Below are 19,941 nucleotides of genomic sequence, written 5' to 3'. Positions count from 1 at the left end.
AGTCGAAATGTACCCCGCGAGGTATCCCCATGCCCACAGAAAACCGATCCAGCAACACCGAGATAGACGACAACCGGAGATCGCCATGAACCCCTACCAGATCACTGGGCCGGCGCAGATCGGCGTCAGTGGTGGCCGCACCAGCGGGCACATGCTCTGGAAAATTCTGGAGACCCACGGCGGCAAGCTACCGGCAGACGTGCACGCATTCTTCCAGAACACCGGCAAGGAGCGCGAGGAAACGCTGGTCTTTATCGACGCCATGGCCAAGCACTGGGGCGTCAACATCGTCTGGATGGAGTGGTGTCGGGTGTACGGGCAGCCGGACGACGCGCCCTGGTACAAGATCGTCGACTTCGAGACGGCCAGCCGCAACGGAGAGCCCTTCACCATGATGCTCGAGTACTACCAGGCATATCGGAAAGCGGAGAAGAACCTGCCCGCGGTGCTGCCGAACTTCAGCAACAACATGTGCACCGCCTACCTGAAGGTCAGGATCGGCGAGAAGCGCATGCGCGCCTTGGGCTACGACGAGTGGGATTGCATCGTCGGCATTCGCTACGACGAGCCGCGACGCTACAGCCGCATGATGACTGCCAATGAGCGCGGCAACGCGCGCTGGGATAGCGTCTGCCCTTCCTACGTTGCCGGCATCATCAAGGAGGATGTGGCGGCTTTCTGGGCCGAACAGCCTTTCGACCTGGGCATGGATTCGGATTTCGGCAACTGCGACCTGTGTTGGAAGAAGAACGAGGCCAAGCTGATCAGGATCATTCAGGAAGACCCGTCCAAGGTGATCTGGTGGTCTGGCACGGAGGAACGGTTCAGACAGGTGTTCCGTCAGGACCGCCCTAACTACAAGTCCCTTGCCTGGTCAGCTGATCAGCGCGCCCGGCAAGGCGACTTCGAGTTTGACTACCTGGACACAGACATCGACTGCTTCTGTGGTGACTGAGGGGCCAAGGGTCAGTCGCCCACGCCCAGAGTTATCGCCTGGAAAAATGCTGCTAAGGACGCAGCCGCAGCCGCAACCGAATTCCACTTCCCGCGGACCTCGGCAGTTCTTCTGAGATCAACCCTGTATTTACCGGTATTGTCGATTTTAGTCTGAGTATCGAGCCTGTCTGCGTAATACTCAGGCGAGTAACGGACCTTCACTGTAGCGGACCTCATCCAGCAGAAGCAGGAAACGAGCGCGAAAAGACAAGAGATACCCGGTGCAGCCACTTTCAAAACTTGCAGCATTCGCTGCCTCCCATCAAGCCTAGGTAACCGCACGACGAGTCGTCGCACTGCGAACCTGTGAAGAATACCTCATGACCACAGCAATCGACCTGTTCGCCGGCCTCGGCGGATGAAGCACCGGCGCATGCGCCGCAGGCGTCCAAGTTCTCTGGGCGGAAAACGACTGGCCTGTGACTCTTGAATGGCAGAGCTCCAACCACCCCGACACGCAGCACGTTTGCCAGAACCTGCATCAGGCACGTTGGGACCAAGTGCCGGCACAAAACACCCTTATCGCCTCACCCTGCTGCACGCGATAGGCTTGGCAGCAAATCAGGCATTCCGGGGATTCGCTGGCCGAGAACTTAGGCCTAACCGAAAACATGGGATCCTCGGATCCAGCAGCCGGCGGCGGAAGTGCTTAAAAGTGTCCCAAATTTTTACCGGTCCGAGTATTCAACACCAAGTAACAGCAAATCAGCATCAAGTCATCTACCGACACAAAGAAAGTTGCCCCATGAAAAACATGCAACGCCTCGAGCACGTCATTTTCTACTTAGATTTAACTTTACTAATGAGATTAGCCAGATGATCTACTCCATCAAAAGTTGAGGGTATCGCACGCTCATCATTGACTATCCCGCTGAAAATTAGCTGATCAAATTTATCAAGTGTGCCAGGGCTGGTCTTTTGCATATCCTTCGCATAGTTGGCATACTCTTGCACAAATTGGCACAACGCCATGCGCAGATCTATTTGAATAAGCTGAGCCTGGACGGTTCGATACCCATGAAGACCAACACGAAAGAAATATGTCAAGATCAATTCAAAACCAACAAAAGATACGTAAGCTGCGGTATCAAGCCCCCAACCAAGGCCAGGGTAAATGACTGCATAAAACTTTAAGCCAAAAGGCATCACCATAAAAGCCCCCAGAATAGCTAGCCAAATTCTCCCATTACGAGCCTCGATACGCTTCTGCTCTCGCAAACCTCTGAACGCATCATATAGGCCGACAAAATTAAATGCTGTCGTATACTTCTCAAGAGTTGCAGCAAGCTCTGAAACCTTATTCTGACTTTTTTCAAGCTTCTCCTGGCCAGCCTCTCTTTCTTCTTTAGCGCGTTCTAGAAGAGCTTCCAGACTTCGCACATCCCCAATTCTAGGATGCGATATAAAACTCTTTGCAACTCCGATCAACATGCGATGCTGAGCGTACCTTATTTGGCTTTCGATATTTTTTGGGTAATTAAAATCATCGACCCTACTTAGGTAGCTAGCTATCTCGTCATTCAAATGCCCCGTAAACCGCAGCTGAAACTCGACGAAAAATCTATAAGCGATAGCAAACACCGAGCCGAGCTCACTCATATCTCCAGCTGCGATTTTTTTGGCACTACGAATAAGCTGATCACCAAGAACCTGAATATTATAAGTGCAGTGCTCATCAAAATCTTCTGGCCTGGTATAAAGATACCTTAAAAACTTTGCCGCAAATGAACCAATAAACAATTCCAGATCATCTGTATCACCTTCAATATCTTTATCGCTCAACCTTAAGTATGCGTTCTCTAGCAAACGATTAATTGATGCATCTGCAAAAAAAACATTAACGGAATGCTTCTCCATTTCATTTTCCGCAACAGTCACCACACACCTCGACTTGAACTAACCACTAAAAACGCCCCCACAATCAACTACAGATCTAGCCAATACACGAGCATGCAAATCTATCCTAATGCACACTGCACCTTGGCAACCAAAAAATGCTCCATCACATCTGCCATACAACATCTATCGCTGTCAGTTTTCGACGCGTAATTCTTGAAACTCAACGAGTAATCGAGTGCACGCTGCAACACTCCGTCTAATCCAAGTAAGGGAATATACATTCGAGGTCCCCCTATGCCCACAAAAAACCGATCCAGGAACACCGAGATGGTCAGCGTGCCGCGCGAGCCCACGCGCAAAATGCTGGCTGCAGCACGGGAGGTGAACGGGATCTTCCCGACATGGTGTGCGATGGTCGCCGCTGCACCAGCCTCGCAGCCTCACCCTGAGCCTATAGCCTGGATGGTTGGTACTGCCATCTGGTGGACCAAAGAAGAGGCGGAGCGGGATTCGGCGGCGACTGGGTTGCCTATGATTGGCCTGAGGCCGATGTCCGGCATCGAGCCTGACGAGCAGCACCAGGGCGAGCCGGTGGCGTGGATGGCCAAGACCCTGAGGGGCAGTCTTGCCGGCACTCTCGGCCTTGCGCGAAGAGATGCGAGGCTGAACCCTGATCTGTATGAGGGGCCTTTCCCAGTATTCCGGCACGCCGATCCTGGCGAGGTTGAGCGTATCGAAAACGAGCGTGCCGAGCAGTGGCGCTTGAGGCGTGACGCAGAGGCTGATCGCGACACGAAGGCCGCAGTTATAGCTGAGCTGCGCGCCCAGCTGGCCAAGCATTAGGAGTTGCTGCGTGAAATAGCCGACCATTGCAATGGGTGCGTCATGCCTACTGAACAGTTGCTACACGACTGGGGATCTAGCATAGACGCCACGCTATTCGCCAGCGCAGAGCCGCAGGTGAAGTCGTGAAGACGCACTTCGCACCATTCACCGACCTGGATGACATTGAGCAAGCCCCCTGCGGCACCTGGCTAGGGGAGTCCTCCGAGCTGTCAGGCGACTGGGCCATGGTCGACTGCCGACTCTGCAAGAAGCGCCGAGAAAGGATCATCGCTGCCGCAGCTGATGAAGAGCGCTTCATCGTCGAGCAAATGGGCGACATGGCAGCATTCATGCGCGCACAAGGCTAGACCGCCCCGGAGCACATTTGTACTCCACCCAGCTGTAACCCCTCTCCCCTCTATTTCGAGCAGGCCGCAATCTTGTCCGTTGCAGACAGGCCTTCGGTGGCAATCCGGCGGGCACGCCCTACACCCCAGGCCAATGCCCTGGTCATCGATTCGCCTGGCCTGGAGTCGAAAGCTTCCTCGTGAAGCGCAACGCCAGAGGCCGCATAGACGCCGATGAACATCTGCGTGTTGCCCGTGCGAGACAGCCGGACCTGCACATCGATAAACGCACCGTCATCGAGAGTTTCGTCATGGTCCCGGTGGTGCAGGGTTGGGTCCGACCACTGCCAATAAACGTCGCCGCGCATGCGCATGCCGCCTCCTAGGACTGATGTCTTTTTGTTTAGGGCCAAAGACCACCATAGCGAAGCGGTACCAGTGCACAACCGGTAAAGGCCGAACTGTGAGCTGAATCGGACCACCGGGCTAAAAACCTCTACTCATTCATTTTTTTGTACAACTTACTGCCGCGATATGGCGGCCAAGGCGAAGCTATGTCTCAAGCAAAGGAACGTCCGATCCTGTTCAGCGGGCATATGGTCCGCGCCATCCTAAACGGCCAGAAGACTGTCACCCGGCGCGAGATCAAGCCCAGCATGCGGAGCGCTGATAGCAGCTTCGAGCTTCACCTGCAGGAAGACGAGTCTTGGCGCCCCATGCACACTTTTGACGAGAGCTGCATGGATGCCAACGGCACCGAGCATCCAATTGTCTGCCCGTACGGCCAGCCAGGTGACCGCCTGTGGGTGCGCGAGGCCTGGCTGGCAGATGCTCAACTCGACACGATCGCACCGCGCGATCTGAGCCAGGGCGAGCCAATTTTGTATCCGGCAGATGGCAGCGTCCGGCAGACGGGATGCGCAATGGTTTCGCAGGGCCGAGGGCGCCCATCGATCCACATGCCGCGCTGGGCTAGCCGCATCCTGCTGGAAATCACCGCGGTGCGCGTCGAGCTGCTGCAGGACATCACCGAGGAGCAAGCCGAAGCAGAAGGTGTGAATTTCCTTCGGCACGTACCAGACGCAGACGAGACGCTCACCGCTTCGCAGTTATTCGAGTGTATCTGGAGCAGCATCAACGGCGACGAATCATGGAATGGCAACCCCTGGGTCTGGGTCGTCGAATTCAAGAGGATCGAGCCATGACCCGCCTCGCCCTCTGCCTCCTGCTGCTGGCCACCGGCGCCAGCGCAACCGAGAACGTCATCGACGTGCAGCACGACAGCCAGCGCGGCGTCACCTGCTACTTGTTGAATGGGGTCGGCATCAGCTGCATCCCCGACAGCCAGCTGCAGGCCGGCAACCAGCGCCAGCTCTCCCCGCACGAAACCCAACCCGAACCTACACCCGCTCTGGCGCCTGGGCGCTGGATTGATGAGAGGTATCAGCTGTGAGCAAGTATCGTAAAGGTCAGCTTTACACCCGTCGCATGCGCCCGTCCGACGACAGCGACAGTTGGCGCCTGGCAATGCGCCTAGCGTTCTACACAACGATGCTGCGCAGTGGCGATTACAAGAGTGCATACGTGCTCTGCCGCCACGGTGTGAAAGGGATAATGGAAGTTGGTCGGAGCCGTAAAGACCTGAACTCAACCCTGTTCATGTCCGGTTGCCGCACCTTCAAGGATATCCAGCGCAAGAGCAAGTTCGGCAACATCGAGCGCGCCAAAGCGGCCAAGGCCAAGCAGGTGGCGCCATGACCGACCTGATCGAAGTGAGGGTATCGAACCTAATCGGTGCGCCGCTGGACTGGGCAGTGGCCATGGCCGAAGGCTACAAGCAGGACACCGAAAACCACCTGACGATTATCAGTCCCCGGGGCGTCTTCACCAGCGTGAGCATTCGCGGCGCCTCCGAAGGCTTCGGGTTTCGACCATCCACTAACTGGGACCAGGGCGGCCCGCTGATCGACAAGCACAACGGCGGGCTGCACTACGAGGCCCACCTCGCCGACGCGAACTTCCGCTACAGCTCTGGGCCAGGCAGGACCGGGTTCTGGTGCTACGGCCCAACTGCGCTAATTGCCTTCTGTCGAAGCCTGGTCAAAGCCAAGCTCGGCGATACCGTCCAGGTGCCGAAGGAACTGGTCGCGTCCGCAACCCATTAATGCGGACGCCCAAGCTCGAACTACCTTACTTTCTTCAGAGGATTCTGAAGAAGAGCGGCATCAAGCATTGCTTGAACTTCGTCCCTCTCGTTCTTCCTGTGCTGGACCTGCTCCCTATCCAAAGCCGGCCCCTTTTTTTTGCTACTAGGATCGGAATCGTCGTATTCCGGAAAATCCTCGAAAAAGTCCACCCAATCATTCACTTCAAGATCCCTCTAGTTATGGTGAGGGGTGGATTAAAAGCGCTATTGCAGCCAAAAGCAAAGCCGCATCCCCTAAAACTCAAGCCCGCCGACGCACCGCCAAGAAGTGCGTCGCAGCCAGCAACACCCCCGGTATAGCCAAGCCAAGGCCGCTGTATATGAATGCAGGCTGTTTTGACAGCAGACCGCCCATTACAAACCCGATACCAGTGGGTATCAGTGTGACCGCTACGTAGCCGAACGGCTTCCTGGTTTCCTTGCCCATATCACCTCTCCTTTAGAGCTCCAATTTAATCACATGAGCCCGCCGACATGCGCGGGCGAGGATGACCTATGTCCGCAACAGAACGCTTCCACCACACCGCGAACGACTGCCTGGAGCGCTTGGCCGCCGACCTCTGGCCTGATGCCAAGTTGGCACTGGTGATCTACACCCCCGGCAAGCCACAGCTCGACATTGTGCTCAAGGACAGCGGCCTCAACGTCGACGAGGTCGTGAGCACTCTGCGTCGTCGCGGTGGCCTCGGCCTCGATGGCGAGAACATCTACAAGCGCCTGCTCTGTGACGCAATCCTCGGAGCCATGGCTTTCGGCAAGCAGAACAGCAACCCTCCGCCTGCTGGGCATTGGGGTCAGGAGTTCTGGGACATCGGCCGAGCCGAGGGCGCCCTGCAGGAAGAGCTGGTGCACGCGCTGCGCCTAGTTCGCAAAGAGCTGGATTCTTGCCAGCGAGTGATTCACTACGCCGGCGGCTTCGACCCGGCCTACGTCAGCGGCGCCCAGGCAGCCATCAGCATCGCTGATGGGGCGCTAGCGAATATCCCCGCCTGACCACCAACCTGCCGCCACCGGCGGCGTGGAGACCATCCCATGGATATCGAGAGCACCAGTGACGTAGACAAGGTCACCGAGCAGCGAATGGCCGAACTCATCGGCTGCACTAAACGCTCCCTAGAACACCGACGCCTGGATGGGAAGATTCCCGCGGGCGTCTGGATGAAGCACGGCGGCCGGATCATTTACAGCAAAAAGAGGTATGACGAATGGCTGGAAAGCCAATGGGTTTACCCCGTGGGGTCGAAATCTTCCGCAACTCCCTCCGCATTCGTTTCACATGGGACGGTATCCGTCGATGCGAAACGCTCCCCTATCCCCCGACACAAAAAGGGATCAAGGCTGCATCCAGCCTTCGCGATCAGGTAACCAGCCTCAACAAGCTCGGCCTGCTTGATCCAGACAAATACGCCGAACTGTTCCCCAGCTCGCAAGCTGCGGTCGGCGGTAAGCCGACTTTTGGCGAATATGCTCAGCTCTGGCTAGACAGCCGCGAAATCACCCAAGGTACGCACAACAACTACAAAAGCGCCCTGAACCTCTACTGGGTACCGCGACTTGCCATGGTCCGTGTCGACCTGATCACGACCAATCTCCTCCGCCGCGTCATCATTGAAACCGAATGGACCTCGGCAAATGTGAAGCGCAATGCGATCACCCGATTGTCGACGATCCTTGCGGCAGCGACTCGGGAGGGCCTGCTAGTCAAGAACCCCGCCGAGCTGATCGAACTGCCGAAGCGGTCGAAGAAGGAGATCGACCCATTCAGCCTGGCGGAAGCCAATAGCATCATCAACAAGCTGTATCAGCACAAGCACTGGCCTAGCCTGATCTATGCCGCTCTGTTCGAGTTCATGTTCTTCACCGGCCTCCGCCTGTCGGAGGCATTGGCGGTACGGTGGGATGTGATCGATATGGGAAGAAAGACGGTGCACGTCAAGAGGACTGTCGCCCTGGGCGAGGTGGAGGAAAGGACGAAAACCGGTCGGGACCGTTTCGTGCTGCTGAACGATAGGGCCTTACGGGCTATCCAGTTCGCCAGGCAATACGCGGATCGCCGCAGAGATGGTAAGGGGGCGGTGACCGAAACGCCGTTCCTGTTCCCGCCATCGAAGAACGCCGAGTACGTGAAACAGACGTCCGACCTCCACAAGCAGTGGGTGCCTGTGCTCAATGAATTGGGGATCAGGCGTCGTCCCCCATACAACTGCCGTCACACCTATGCGACAATATGCTTAATGTCCGGCCTCAACCCCGCATTTATCGCCCAACAGCTGGGTCACAGCGTGCAGATGCTGCTGTCGACGTATGCCCGTTGGCTTAACTCAAGCTCTGACTGGAGCGAGCTGGAAAAACTCAAGATTGGTATCAAATCGGTATCAGCTGAAAGCCCAGCGTCGTAAGTTACTGATAGGTAAGCCCTTTGATCTCCACCGCCAACATCACCATGCAGTTCGGCTCCAAGCCGCTGTTTGAAAACGTTTCCGTCAAATTCAACAACGGCAACCGCTACGGCCTCATCGGCGCCAACGGTTGCGGTAAGTCGACCTTCATGAAGATCCTCGGCGGCGACCTTGAGCCGTCCGGTGGCCAGGTCATGCTCGAGCCGAACACCCGCCTCGGCAAGCTGCGCCAGGACCAGTTCGCCTACGAGGAATTCACCGTGATCGATACGGTGATCATGGGCCACGGCCAGCTGTGGAAGGTCAAAGCCGAGCGCGATCGTATCTACTCGCTGCCAGAAATGACCGAGGAAGACGGCATGGCCGTCGCCGAGCTGGAAACCGAATTCGCCGAGATGGACGGTTACACCGCCGAATCGCGCGCCGGTGAACTGCTGCTGGGCCTGGGGATTCCGCTGGACCAGCACTTCGGCCCGATGAGCGAAGTGGCGCCGGGCTGGAAGCTGCGTGTGCTGCTGGCCCAGGCGCTGTTCTCGGACCCGGACGTGCTGCTGCTCGACGAACCGACCAACCACCTGGACATCAACACCATCCGCTGGCTGGAAACGATCCTCACGGCGCGCAACAGCACCATGATCATCATTTCCCACGACCGGCACTTCCTGAACAGCGTCTGCACTCACATGGCCGACCTGGACTACGGTGAGCTGCGCCTGTTCCCAGGCAACTACGATGAGTACATGACCGCCGCGACCCAGTCGCGCGAGCAGTTGCTGTCGGACAACGCCAAGAAAAAAGCCCAGATCGCCGAGCTGCAGACCTTCGTCAGCCGCTTCTCGGCCAACGCCTCCAAGGCCAAGCAGGCCACCTCGCGCGCCAAGCAGATCGACAAGATCCAGCTGGCCGAGGTCAAACCCTCGAGCCGGGTCAGCCCGTTCATCCGCTTCGAGCAGACCAAGAAGCTGCACCGCCAGGCCGTCGTGGTCGAAAAAATGGCCAAAGCCTTCGACGACAAGGTTCTGTTCAAGAACTTCGACATCACTGTCGAAGCTGGCGAGCGCGTTGCGATCATCGGCCCCAACGGTATCGGCAAGACCACCCTGCTGCGCACCCTGGTTGGCGAAATGACACCGGATGCGGGCTCGGTGAAGTGGACCGACAGCGCGGAAGTAGGCTACTACGCCCAGGACCACGCCCACGACTTCGAGGACGACCTGAGCCTGTTCGACTGGATGGGCCAGTGGACCTCCGGTGAGCAGGTGATTCGCGGCACCCTCGGGCGCATGCTGTTCTCCAACGACGAGATCCTCAAGTCGGTGAAGGTGATTTCCGGTGGTGAGCAAGGCCGCATGCTGTTCGGCAAGCTGATCCTGCAAAAACCGAACGTACTGGTGATGGACGAACCGACCAACCACCTGGACATGGAATCGATCGAAGCACTGAACCTGGCGCTGGAAAACTACCCAGGCACGCTGCTGTTCGTCAGCCATGACCGCGAGTTCGTGTCCTCGCTGGCCACCCGCATCATCGAGCTGTCGCCGGACGGTGTCGTGGACTTCAGCGGCACCTATGACGACTACCTGCGTAGCCAGGGCGTCGTGGTCTGATGTAGTGCGCTCCGCCTGGTCGCGTTGAGTTGACCAGGCGGATCCCATGGATGGGTCATTCACCCGGAATAATTCGTTAGCCTGCTTTCATTTCCTTCGCGCAACGGCCATGATGAAACAACGCCCAACCGCCCGCCCGCGAAAGAGCCCATGACCGCGCAACAGCCCGCCCCCGCCAGCAATACCTCCAACGTCACCCTGCAGATCCTGTCGATCGTCTTCTACACGTTCATTGCCTTCCTCTGCATCGGCCTGCCGATTGCGGTGTTGCCCAGCTATGTGCATGACCAGTTGGGCTTCGGCGCGGTTGTCGCCGGGATAACGATTGGCCTGCAGTACCTGGCCACCCTGCTGAGCCGCCCCTTTGCCGGGCGGGTGGCGGACACGCTGGGCGGCAAGCAGGCGATTCGTTTCGGCTTGCTCGGCATTGCCAGTTGCGGGGTGCTGACGCTGTTGTCGGCCTGGACCCTGAGCGTGCCGTTACTGAGCCTGGCGCTATTGCTGGGAGGGCGCCTGCTGCTGGGCATCGCCCAAGGGCTGATCGGCGTGGCCACCTTGAGCTGGGGCATCAGCCAGGTTGGGCCGGAGCACACCGCCCGGGTGATCTCGTGGAACGGCATCGCGTCTTACGGCGCCATCGCCATTGGTGCACCGGTCGGCGTGCTGGCCGTGGATGGCCTGGACTTCAGCGTGCTGGGGCCAACCTTGCTGGTGCTGGCGCTGCTGGCCATGCTGGTGCTGCGCAAACGCCCGGACGTGGTGGTGGTACGGGGCGAGCGGCTGCCCTTCTGGTCTGCGTTCGGCCGCGTTGCGCCCTGTGGCCTGGGGCTGACACTGGCGTCGATCGGCTATGGCACGCTGACCACGTTCGTCACCCTTTATTACCTGGAACGTGGCTGGGCCGGTGCAGCCTGGTGCCTGAGCGCCTTCGGCGTGTGCTTTATCATTTCGCGGCTGTTGTTCGTCAATGCGGTCAACCGGTTTGGCGGCTACAACGTGGCAGTGGTGTGCATGGCCACCGAAGTGATCGGCCTGGGACTGCTGTGGCTGGCACCCTCGCCGCCTTGGGCCTTGGCGGGTGCCGGGCTCACAGGGTTTGGCTTGTCGCTGGTGTACCCGGCACTGGGCGTAGAAGCCATCAAGCAGGTGCCTAGCAGCAGCCGCGGCGCTGGGCTGGGGGCTTACGCAGTGTTTTTCGACATGGCCTTGGCCATCGCCGGCCCGGTGATGGGCGCGGTGGCAGTGCTCCTGGGCTATGCCTCTATCTTCTGCGTTGCCGCCCTGCTCGCCTTGGCAGGCGTTGGCTTAACGCTGCTTCTGGCGCGGCGCAGCCGACGCAGCTGAGCGCTCATCCAGTAGCGGTGCGCTGAGGGCCTGGCTGAAGAACGCTGCGGTGTCGCGTTGCAGCGAGTGATGAATATGGCGGCGGTCAACGCCTTCGGCATCCTTGCACAGCGCCGGCATGCGGGCGTGTTGTTCTTCGTCGCAACGCGCCATGAACACAAAATGCCCTGCGCCGGCCAGCAGACGGTAATCCGGCGTGACGGGCAGTTTGCGCGACAACGCTTCGGCATTGCGGTCCACGGCCACCAGTTGGTCGCTGTCGCCGCTGTAGATCAGCACCGGGATGCGCACACTGGCCAGCGCATGGCGGCCAAACAGCAGGCTCAGCGGCGCCATCAGCATCGCCGCGCCCACCCGTGAATCGGCCTTCGGTGCCAGCTCGCTGCGGTCGGCAATCAGCACGCCATGAGTCTTGCAGGCGTCGCCATCGCTGGGGCGCTCAAGGCAGTACTGGCGCAGGCGGTCCAGGTCGGGTTGCGCACCCGAGACGATCAGCGCCGTTTCGCCCCCGGCCGAATAGCCGATGACACCTACCTTGCCATCATTCAGGTAGGGCCCAAGCAGCGCGTCGTTACGGGCAGCCGTGATCGCGGCGCTGACTTGCAGCGGCCGGCCATACAGGTTGCTCAAGGTACCCAGGCGACTGTGATCGCGGGCGTTGTCCCCCGGGTGCACCACCGCCACGACCACAAAACCCTGCCGTGCCAGCGCGGTGGCCAGGTAATGCAAGGCCAGCGGGCTGCCGGTATTGCCGTGGGAGAGTACCAGCAAAGGGAACTGCCCCAAGGCCACCGGGGCCTCTTCGGCGACGTCGAGCGGATAGCCGTCGATGCGCATGTTATGGGGCACACCCGTCGCCGGGTAAAACGCCAGCGCTTGCATCGGGCGATCATCGACAGGGTCGGCCAGGGTCATGTGGTGCAGGCCGGCGACCCAAGGCGCGGCCTGGGCGTGGGCCAACAGGCCGCCGAGCAGGACCAGCGCCAACACGCTGCGAGGGATGTTCATCGCCAGCCGTTCCGTGCAGGGTCAGAGGTAGCGCCAGCATAGAGCCGCCGACGCCAAGGGCAGATGAAAACTGGATGAAACCCTGCATGCACGCAACGCCCGCGCCCAATGCAATTGCGCTTTTCCGAGAACCCATGGCATAGATGCAGGTCAATCGCTTTACCTGACCCTTTCGCGACCTTGAAGGAGCACCCTGCATGAGCAAGCACCCTTACGCCCCACCCAAGGTCTGGCGCAATGACGCAGCCTCCGGTGGCCAGTTCGCCAGCATCAACCGCCCGGTAGCCGGCCCGACCCATGACAAGGCGCTGCCAGTGGGCAAGCACCCCTTGCAGTTGTATTCGCTGGCCACGCCCAATGGCGTGAAGGTGAACATAGCCCTTGAAGAGCTGCTCGCCCTGGGCCACAGCGGCGCTGAATACGACGCCTGGTTGATCCGCATCGGCGAGGGTGACCAGTTTTCCAGCGGCTTCGTGCAGGTCAACCCCAACTCGAAGATCCCTGCCCTGCTCGACCGCAGTGTCGAGCCACCGGTACGGGTATTCGAGTCGGGCTCGATCCTGTTGTACCTGGCGGAAAAGTTCGGTGCGCTATTGCCCACGTCTGCCGCTGCACGTACCGAAAGCCTGAACTGGCTGTTCTGGCAGATGGGCGCGGCGCCTTACCTGGGCGGCGGCTTTGGCCACTTCTACGTGTACGCCCCGGAAAAGTTCGAATACGCCATCAACCGCTTCACCATGGAAGCCAAGCGCCAACTGGATGTGCTCGACCGCCGCCTGGCCGAAAGCCGTTATTTGGGCGGCGATGAATACAGCATCGCCGATATCGCCGTGTGGCCTTGGTATGGCGAGCTGGTGCGCGGCAATCTTTATGGCGCAGCAACGTTTCTGGCGGTGCACGAATACACCCACGTGCAGCGTTGGGCCGAAGAGATCGCCCAGCGGCCCGCCGTGCAACGTGGGTCACGGGTCAATCGCACCTGGGGCGATGAAGCCAGCCAAGTACCAGAACGGCACTCGGCGGCCGACCTGGATTGACCGTTCGGGGCCGCCTCGCGGCCCCGACAATGCTCGCCTGCATAAAACCATTTGCCCCTGCGCAAACCTGCGTCCGGCAATGCCTTCTTGTACACTCCTCGCACTAGCCCCCACCTGCAAAACTTTTTGGTGAACGCATGATCGAGGTAACCGAGGTTTCCATTGCCGAGCTGCGCGACGCACTCGAGTCGGGCCGCACGACGGCGGTCGAGCTGGTCAAGGCCTACCAGGCGCGCATCGACGCCTACGATGGCGCCGACACCGCTACCGCACTGAACGCCGTGGTGGTACGCAACCCAGACGCACTGAAGGAGGCTGAAGCCTCCGACGCCCGCCGCGCCAAGGGCCAGCCCCTGAGCCCGCTGGACGGCATCCCCTACACAGCCAAGGACAGCTACCTGGTCAAAGGCCTGACTGCGGCTTCCGGCAGCCCGGCCTTCAAAGACTTGGTCGCCCAGCGCGACGCCTTCACCATCGAGCGCCTGCGCGCCGCCGGTGCCGTGTGCCTGGGCAAGACCAACATGCCGCCCATGGCCAACGGTGGCATGCAGCGGGGCGTCTATGGCCGCGCCGAAAGCCCATACAACGCTGCCTACCTGACTGCGCCCTTCGCCTCTGGCTCGTCCAACGGTGCCGGCACCGCGACGGCCGCCAGCTTCAGTGCCTTTGGCCTGGCCGAGGAAACCTGGTCCAGTGGCCGTGGCCCTGCATCGAACAACGGCCTGTGCGCCTACACCCCTTCGCGCGGGGTGATCTCGGTGCGTGGCAACTGGCCGCTGACCCCGACCATGGACGTGGTGGTGCCTTATGCCCGCACCATGGCCGACCTGCTGGAAATCCTCGACGTGGTGGTTGCCGACGACGCCGACAAGCGCGGCGACTTGTGGCGCCTGCAACCTTGGGTACCGATCCCGGCCGCCTCTTCGGTGCGCCCGGCGTCGTACCTGGACCTGGCTGTGGATGCCAGCGCGCTCAAGGGCAAACGCTTTGGCGTGCCACGCATGTACATCAATGCCGACCCAGAAGCTGGCACCTCCGAGAAGCCGGGTATCGGTGGCCCAACCGGCCAGCGCATCAACACCCGCGACAGCGTCATCGACCTGTGGCAACAAGCGCGCCAGGCGTTGGAAGCGGCAGGTGCCGAAGTGCTCGAAGTGGACTTCCCTCTGGTCTCCAACTGCGAAGGCGACCGCCCTGGCGCCCCGACCGTGTACAACCGCGGCATCGTCAGCAAGGCATTCCTCCATGACGAACTGTGGGAGCTGTCGGGGTGGGCCTTTGACGACTTCCTGCGGGCCAACGACGACCCCAAGCTCAACCGCCTGGCCGATGTCGATGGGCCGAAGATCTTCCCGCACGACCCCGGCACCCTACCCAACCGTGAGGACGACCTGGCCGCAGGCATGGACGAATACGTCAACATGGCCAAGCGCGGCCTGAAGACTTGGGACCAGATCGAAACCCTGCCCGACGGCCTGCGCGGCCTGGAGAAAACCCGCAAGCTGGACCTGGAAGACTGGATGGACAGCCTGGGCCTGGACGCGGTGCTGTTCCCGACTGTGGCCGACGTAGGGCCAGCGGATGCTGACGTCAACCCAGCTTCGGCCGACATTGCCTGGAGCAACGGCATCTGGGTGGCCAATGGCAACCTTGCGATCCGCCACCTGGGCGTACCGACCGTCACCGTGCCCATGGGCGTAATGGCTGACATCGGCATGCCGGTGGGGCTGACGTTCGCCGGCCGCGCCTATACCGACAATCACCTGTTGAGCTTCGCCGCGGCCTTCGAGGCCACTGGCTCGCGCCGCATGATTCCACCGCGTACGCCAGCACTGGGCAAGTAAACGCGCCCCTCACATCGCCATTTTCAACGTATTGTGTAAAAATGCACAAACCGTTGAATTTGGCGATGCATTCATGCCGCTCTCTCCCCCTGAAGAACGTCAGCTCACCCTCACCGTTCTCAAGGCCGCTATCCAGGCTTTGGGCAGCGTTGCCGCGCGCAACATGGAAATCCTCCTGCACGACCTTGACCACCCGGAACACTCCGTGGTGGCAATCGTCAACGGCCACCTTTCTGGCCGTGTGGTCGGCAGCCCAATCCTCGCCGCGCCGGAACAGGACCTAGGCTTCAAGGCCCTGATGCGGGCCTCCGTGGAACAGCGCGGCTGTGCGCCTGTGGTCTTGCCGGATTACCCGACCACGCTCAAGGGCCGCACCCTGCGCAGCGCCACGGCCATTTTCCGCGACAGCACCGGCCACCCGTTCGCCAGCCTCTGCATCAATACCGACGTTACGGGGCTGGACGCTGCGATGAATTTTCTGCAGCAGCTACAGCCCCTGAGCGACTCGCCAGCGGTCAGCGAACCCGCCGACATGGCGCTATTGATGAGCGAAATCATCCAGGGCGCGCTGCAACGCAGCGGCCAAGGCCGGATGACCAAGCAGGCCAAGGTCGACGCGGTGCGGGTCATGCAGGAGCGTGGCGTGTTCATCGTCAAAGGCGGCGTGGAAAAGGCTGCCAGCGCCCTTGGGGTGACCCGCTACACCGTTTACAACTACCTGGAGCAGTTGCGTGGCGAACAGCCGGCAGCGGCTCGTGAAGACTGAAGCTTGGAGCTAACGATGACTTTGCATATACAGACGCCGCTGATCGAATCCCGCCCGCTTTCGCTGGCGTCAGGCTGTACCGTCTGGCTCAAGCTCGAGGCTGTGCAGCCTTGTGGCTCGTTCAAGCTGCGTGGCGTGGGCCATGCCTGCGAAGTCCACCATGCCAGGGGCGCGCGCCATTTTGTGTCGTCGTCCGGGGGTAACGCCGGGCTGGCGGTGGCGTATGCCGGCCGCAAACTAGGGGTACCGGTGACCGTGGTGGTACCCGAGACTACCACCGAGCGCGCCAAGCAACTGTTGCGCCTTGAAGGCGCCAAGGTGGTGGTGCATGGCAGCTCCTGGCAGGAGGCCAACGAGCTGGCCCAGACCCTACTCGGCAGCGGCGATGCGTTCATTCACCCTTTCGACGACCCATTGCTCTGGGCCGGACATGCCAGCCTGATCGACGAAGTTGCCGCCACCGGGCATAAACCCGATGCGGTGGTGCTGTCGGTCGGCGGAGGCGGATTGCTCAGTGGCGTAGTCGAAGGGCTAACACGCAATGGCTGGGATGATGTACCCGTGCTGGCGGTGGAAACCACCGGTGCCGCCTCGCTGCACGCAGCGGTGCAAGCAGGCCACCCGGTTGAACTGGAGCGCCTCGCCTCGGTGGCCACCTCCCTGGGTGCGAAGCGCGTTGCTGATCAGGCATTGGAATGCGCGCGTAACCATCCGCTGCACAACCATCTGGTCAGCGACCGTGCCGCGCTGGAAGCCTGCGAGCGATTCTTGCTCGATCATCGGGTATTGGTGGAGCCCGCGTGTGGGGCTGCATTGGCGGTAGCTTACGAAGCCAAGAAATTGGCCGAGTACAACAATGTGCTGATAGTGGTTTGCGGAGGTGCCACGGCGACACTGGCGCAGATTCAGGATTGGTTGAAGCAGGTCGATTGAGGTTGCCTGTTCCGGCCCTTTCGCGGGCAAGCCCGCTCCCACCGGTACCCTACTGTTCTTAAGGTTAGCGTGTAGGTGCGGGCTTGCCCGCGAAGGGGCCTGTGGTGGATAGAAAAAACCCCGTGAGATCAGGATAGTCACACAGGCCTGTTCTAATGAGCCTCACGCACCTGGGAAAATTCCAGCGGGCCTGACGAAAAGCGCATCTCGCCCTTTCGATCTGTAGCGAGTGAAGGCACAATGCGTGTCCTTTTTTTGGCCGGCCTTGCCGGGGGCCTTTAAATGATCAAGACGCCGTACTACCTCATCGATAAAACCAAGCTGCTGGGCAACATGGAGAAGATCGCGTACGTGCGCGAGAAGTCCGGTGCCAAGGCGCTGCTCGCCCTCAAGTGTTTCGCGACCTGGTCGGTGTTCGACCTGATGCAGCAATACATGGACGGCACCACCTCTTCGTCGCTGTTCGAGCTCAAGCTCGGCCGCCAGAAATTCGCAGGCGAAACCCACGCCTACAGCGTTGCCTGGGCCGACGACGAAGTCGAGGAAATGCTCGAGAACTGCGACAAGATCATCTTCAACTCGATCGGCCAGCTGCAACGCTTCGCCGAACAGTCCGAAGGCAAGGTTCGCGGCCTGCGCGTCAACCCGCAAGTCAGCAGCTCCGACTACCTGCTCGCCGACCCGGCACGCCCGTTCAGCCGCCTCGGTGAGTGGGACCCGGAGAAGATCGAGAAGGTCATCGAGCAGATCTCCGGCTTCATGTTCCACAACAACTGTGAGAACGGTGACTTCAGCCTGTTCGACAAGATGCTCACGCACATCGAAGAGCGCTTCGGCCACCTGCTGCACAAGGTCGAGTGGGTCAGCCTCGGTGGCGGCATCCACTTCACCGGTGAAGACTATGCAGTCGATGCGTTTTGCGCGCGCCTTAAAGCCTTCTCGCAAACCTACGGCGTGCAGGTGTACCTGGAACCGGGCGAAGCCGCCATCACCAACAGCGCCTCGCTGGAAGTGACCGTGCTCGACACCCTGTACAACGGCAAGCACCTGGCCGTGGTCGACAGCTCGATCGAAGCGCACCTGCTCGACCTGCTGATCTACCGCCTCAACGCCAAGATGGCCCCCAACGATGGCGAGCACACCTACATGGTCTGCGGCAAATCGTGCCTGGCCGGTGACATCTTCGGCGAGTACCAATTCGATCGTCCGTTGGCCATTGGCGACCGCCTGTCGTTCATCGACACGGCCGGCTACACCATGGTCAAGAAAAACTGGTTCAACGGTCTAAAAATGCCATCCATCGTGGTCAAGCAACTCGACGGCAGTGTCGAGGTGGTGCGCGAGTTCGGTTTCGAAGACTACGTTTCCAGCCTGTCGTAAGACCGGCTTTCAGTAAGGAGCAAGGGATAAATTGAAGAAGAACGTTCTTATCATTGGTGCAGGAGGTGTCGCCAAGGTGGTGGCCCACAAGTGCGCGCAGCATAACGACGAACTCGGTCGTATTGCCATTGCGTCGCGGAACATCTCCAAATGCCAGGCCATCATCGACAGCGTCAAGGCCAAGGGTAGCCTCAAGGTACCCGCCGACATCCAGGCCTTCTCGCTCAACGCCCTCGATGTCGAGGCGACCAAAGCACTGATCCGCGAGACCGAATCGCAGATCGTGATCAACGTGGGCTCTGCCTTCCTCAACATGTCGGTGCTGCGTGCCTGCATCGATACCGGTGTCGCCTATCTGGACACCGCGATTCACGAAGAACCGGGCAAAATCTGCGAGACGCCGCCCTGGTACGGCAACTACGAGTGGAAACACCTCGAAGAGTGCCAAGAAAAGAACATTACCGCCATTCTCGGCGTCGGTTTCGACCCGGGTGTGGTGAACAGCTACGCAAAACTTGCGCAGCAGCAATACTTCGACAGCATTGATTCGATCGACATCCTCGACGTCAATGCCGGTTCGCATGGCAAGTACTTCGCCACCAACTTCGACCCGGAAATCAACTTCCGCGAGTTCACCGGGCAAGTATGGAGCTGGCAGAACAGCCAGTGGACCAGCAACACCATGTTCGAGGTCAAGCGTACCGACGACCTGCCCGTAGTAGGTTCGCAAAACCTGTACCTGACCGGCCACGATGAAGTTCACTCGATTTCGAAGAACCTCAACGTGCCGAACGTGCGCTTCTGGATGAGCTTCGGCGAGCACTACATCAATGTGTTCACCGTGCTGAAAAACCTCGGCCTGCTCTCCGAGCAACCGGTCAAGACCGCCGAAGGCCTGGAAGTGGTGCCGTTGAAAGTGGTCAAGGCCGTGCTGCCAGACCCAGCCTCCCTGGCCCCGGGCTACACCGGCAAGACCTGCATCGGTGACCTGGTCAAGGGCACCAAGGACGGCCAGCCGCGCGAAGTGTTCATCTATAACGTGGCGGATCACGAAGAAGCTTTCGCCGAGACCGACAGCCAAGGTATTTCCTACACCGCCGGTGTACCGCCAGTGGCTGCCGCCCTGCTGGTCGCCCGTGGCGAGTGGGATGCCAAGCGCATGGTCAACGTCGAAGAACTGCCAGCCGAGCCGTTCCTCAAGGCGCTGGACGTGATGGGCCTGCCGACCCGCGTCAAAGATGAGAAAGGCGATCGTCCTTGGGACGCCGAAGCCTAAGCAACACAAAACAGGGCGCCTATCAGGCGCCCTGTTTTTTTGGCATGTGCCAGTGGTACCTGCGGCAGCGCCCTAACGACTCGACCCCTGCCGCCTGCTCGCGTACGCTTGCCGCTTTCCTTCCGTAGCAAGGC

At 60.0% G+C, this 19,941-nt stretch carries 21 protein-coding genes and 1 pseudogene; 18 read left to right on the top strand and 4 right to left on the bottom strand.

From position 1 onward, the window contains the following. The first annotated feature begins 85 nt into the window (after positions 1-85). On the top strand, positions 86-955 hold the full coding sequence (locus ACMCNM_RS14255; protein ID WP_412764674.1) for a hypothetical protein: 870 nt from the start codon (positions 86-88) through the stop codon (positions 953-955). A gap of 361 nt (positions 956-1,316) precedes the next feature. Then, a pseudogene (locus ACMCNM_RS14250) lies at positions 1,317-1,535 on the top strand (DNA cytosine methyltransferase); the annotation flags it as partial. A 241-nt stretch (positions 1,536-1,776) separates the two neighbouring features. Here ACMCNM_RS14250 and ACMCNM_RS14245 read toward each other — a convergent pair. Then, positions 1,777-2,853 carry a hypothetical protein gene (locus ACMCNM_RS14245; protein ID WP_412764673.1) on the bottom strand — a complete coding sequence of 359 codons (1,077 nt, stop codon included), beginning with the start codon at positions 2,851-2,853 and terminating at the stop codon, positions 1,777-1,779. Between the two features lie 309 nt (positions 2,854-3,162). On the opposite strand from ACMCNM_RS14245, the gene ACMCNM_RS14240 reads away from it, so the two are divergent. Next, on the top strand, positions 3,163-3,678 hold the full coding sequence (locus ACMCNM_RS14240; protein ID WP_412764672.1) for a hypothetical protein: 516 nt from the start codon (positions 3,163-3,165) through the stop codon (positions 3,676-3,678). 125 nt (positions 3,679-3,803) lie between these two features. After that, the gene (locus ACMCNM_RS14235) at positions 3,804-4,028 is read left to right on the top strand and encodes a hypothetical protein (RefSeq protein WP_412764671.1); all 225 of its coding nucleotides are present in this window, start codon (positions 3,804-3,806) and stop codon (positions 4,026-4,028) included. 50 nt (positions 4,029-4,078) lie between these two features. Here ACMCNM_RS14235 and ACMCNM_RS14230 read toward each other — a convergent pair whose 3' ends face one another. Beyond that, on the bottom strand, positions 4,079-4,381 hold the full coding sequence (locus ACMCNM_RS14230) for a hypothetical protein (protein ID WP_412764670.1): 303 nt from the start codon (positions 4,379-4,381) through the stop codon (positions 4,079-4,081). A 180-nt stretch (positions 4,382-4,561) separates the two neighbouring features. Here ACMCNM_RS14230 and ACMCNM_RS14225 point away from each other — a divergent pair, with 180 nt between their 5' ends. The 4 genes from ACMCNM_RS14225 to ACMCNM_RS14210 are packed head-to-tail and all read left to right on the top strand — an operon-like array spanning position 4,562 to position 6,172. Continuing rightward, on the top strand, positions 4,562-5,212 hold the full coding sequence (locus ACMCNM_RS14225) for a hypothetical protein (RefSeq protein ID WP_412764669.1): 651 nt from the start codon (positions 4,562-4,564) through the stop codon (positions 5,210-5,212). Next, entirely contained in the window at positions 5,209-5,460 is a 252-nt protein-coding gene (locus tag ACMCNM_RS14220; protein WP_014591205.1) for a hypothetical protein, read from the top strand. Before ACMCNM_RS14225 ends, ACMCNM_RS14220 begins: the two co-directional genes overlap by 4 nt. After that, positions 5,457-5,765, top strand: coding sequence for a hypothetical protein (locus ACMCNM_RS14215; RefSeq protein WP_412764668.1), 309 nt, complete (start codon positions 5,457-5,459; stop codon positions 5,763-5,765). The genes ACMCNM_RS14220 and ACMCNM_RS14215 overlap by 4 nt, the downstream gene beginning before the upstream one ends. After that, complete coding sequence (locus ACMCNM_RS14210; protein ID WP_186702674.1) at positions 5,762-6,172, top strand: phage protein NinX family protein; 411 nt, start codon at positions 5,762-5,764, stop codon at positions 6,170-6,172. Before ACMCNM_RS14215 ends, ACMCNM_RS14210 begins: the two co-directional genes overlap by 4 nt. Positions 6,173-6,454: 282 nt before the next feature. Here ACMCNM_RS14210 and ACMCNM_RS14205 read toward each other — a convergent pair whose 3' ends face one another. Continuing rightward, on the bottom strand, positions 6,455-6,640 hold the full coding sequence (locus ACMCNM_RS14205) for a hypothetical protein (RefSeq protein WP_275751519.1): 186 nt from the start codon (positions 6,638-6,640) through the stop codon (positions 6,455-6,457). A gap of 68 nt (positions 6,641-6,708) precedes the next feature. Here ACMCNM_RS14205 and ACMCNM_RS14200 point away from each other — a divergent pair, with 68 nt between their 5' ends. The 4 genes from ACMCNM_RS14200 (at position 6,709) to ACMCNM_RS14185 (ending at position 11,563) form a co-directional block, all read left to right on the top strand. Next, the gene (locus ACMCNM_RS14200; RefSeq protein WP_275751517.1) at positions 6,709-7,206 is read left to right on the top strand and encodes a hypothetical protein; all 498 of its coding nucleotides are present in this window, start codon (positions 6,709-6,711) and stop codon (positions 7,204-7,206) included. Positions 7,207-7,418: 212 nt separating this feature from the next. After that, positions 7,419-8,612 (top strand): tyrosine-type recombinase/integrase, encoded by a 1,194-nt coding sequence (locus tag ACMCNM_RS14195; RefSeq protein ID WP_412764667.1) that lies wholly within the window; start codon positions 7,419-7,421, stop codon positions 8,610-8,612. 20 nt (positions 8,613-8,632) lie between these two features. Further along, entirely contained in the window at positions 8,633-10,219 is a 1,587-nt protein-coding gene (locus ACMCNM_RS14190; protein WP_027594842.1) for an ABC-F family ATPase, read from the top strand. A 150-nt stretch (positions 10,220-10,369) separates the two neighbouring features. Then, complete coding sequence (locus ACMCNM_RS14185; protein ID WP_412764666.1) at positions 10,370-11,563, top strand: MFS transporter; 1,194 nt, start codon at positions 10,370-10,372, stop codon at positions 11,561-11,563. Here ACMCNM_RS14185 and ACMCNM_RS14180 read toward each other — a convergent pair. Beyond that, positions 11,525-12,571 carry an alpha/beta hydrolase family protein gene (locus ACMCNM_RS14180; RefSeq protein WP_412764665.1) on the bottom strand — a complete coding sequence of 349 codons (1,047 nt, stop codon included), beginning with the start codon at positions 12,569-12,571 and terminating at the stop codon, positions 11,525-11,527. The two genes, ACMCNM_RS14185 and ACMCNM_RS14180, sit on opposite strands and share 39 nt — an antisense overlap. Positions 12,572-12,768: 197 nt before the next feature. On the opposite strand from ACMCNM_RS14180, the gene yghU reads away from it, so the two are divergent. The 6 genes from yghU to ACMCNM_RS14150 all read left to right on the top strand — a co-directional run bounded on the left by yghU (position 12,769) and on the right by ACMCNM_RS14150 (position 19,807). Further along, positions 12,769-13,608 carry a glutathione-dependent disulfide-bond oxidoreductase gene (gene yghU / locus ACMCNM_RS14175; RefSeq protein WP_099429495.1) on the top strand — a complete coding sequence of 280 codons (840 nt, stop codon included), beginning with the start codon at positions 12,769-12,771 and terminating at the stop codon, positions 13,606-13,608. A 137-nt stretch (positions 13,609-13,745) separates the two neighbouring features. After that, on the top strand, positions 13,746-15,452 hold the full coding sequence (locus ACMCNM_RS14170; protein WP_412764664.1) for an amidase: 1,707 nt from the start codon (positions 13,746-13,748) through the stop codon (positions 15,450-15,452). 73 nt (positions 15,453-15,525) lie between these two features. Continuing rightward, the gene (locus tag ACMCNM_RS14165; RefSeq protein WP_412764663.1) at positions 15,526-16,218 is read left to right on the top strand and encodes a transcriptional regulator; all 693 of its coding nucleotides are present in this window, start codon (positions 15,526-15,528) and stop codon (positions 16,216-16,218) included. Between the two features lie 15 nt (positions 16,219-16,233). Beyond that, on the top strand, positions 16,234-17,151 hold the full coding sequence (locus ACMCNM_RS14160; protein ID WP_412764662.1) for a pyridoxal-phosphate dependent enzyme: 918 nt from the start codon (positions 16,234-16,236) through the stop codon (positions 17,149-17,151). A gap of 282 nt (positions 17,152-17,433) precedes the next feature. After that, the gene (locus ACMCNM_RS14155) at positions 17,434-18,531 is read left to right on the top strand and encodes a carboxynorspermidine decarboxylase (RefSeq protein WP_186676554.1); all 1,098 of its coding nucleotides are present in this window, start codon (positions 17,434-17,436) and stop codon (positions 18,529-18,531) included. A gap of 31 nt (positions 18,532-18,562) precedes the next feature. Next, the gene (locus tag ACMCNM_RS14150) at positions 18,563-19,807 is read left to right on the top strand and encodes a saccharopine dehydrogenase family protein (protein ID WP_027594833.1); all 1,245 of its coding nucleotides are present in this window, start codon (positions 18,563-18,565) and stop codon (positions 19,805-19,807) included. The last annotated feature ends 134 nt before the right edge of the window (positions 19,808-19,941 follow it).

The sequence above is a fragment of the Pseudomonas sp. NGC7 genome (assembly GCF_047159675.1).
Taxonomy (GTDB): Bacteria; Pseudomonadota; Gammaproteobacteria; order Pseudomonadales; family Pseudomonadaceae; genus Aquipseudomonas; species Aquipseudomonas kermanshahensis.
The sequence above is the reverse complement of the archived record's forward strand: the minus strand, read 5'-3'. Positions and strand labels throughout refer to the sequence as shown.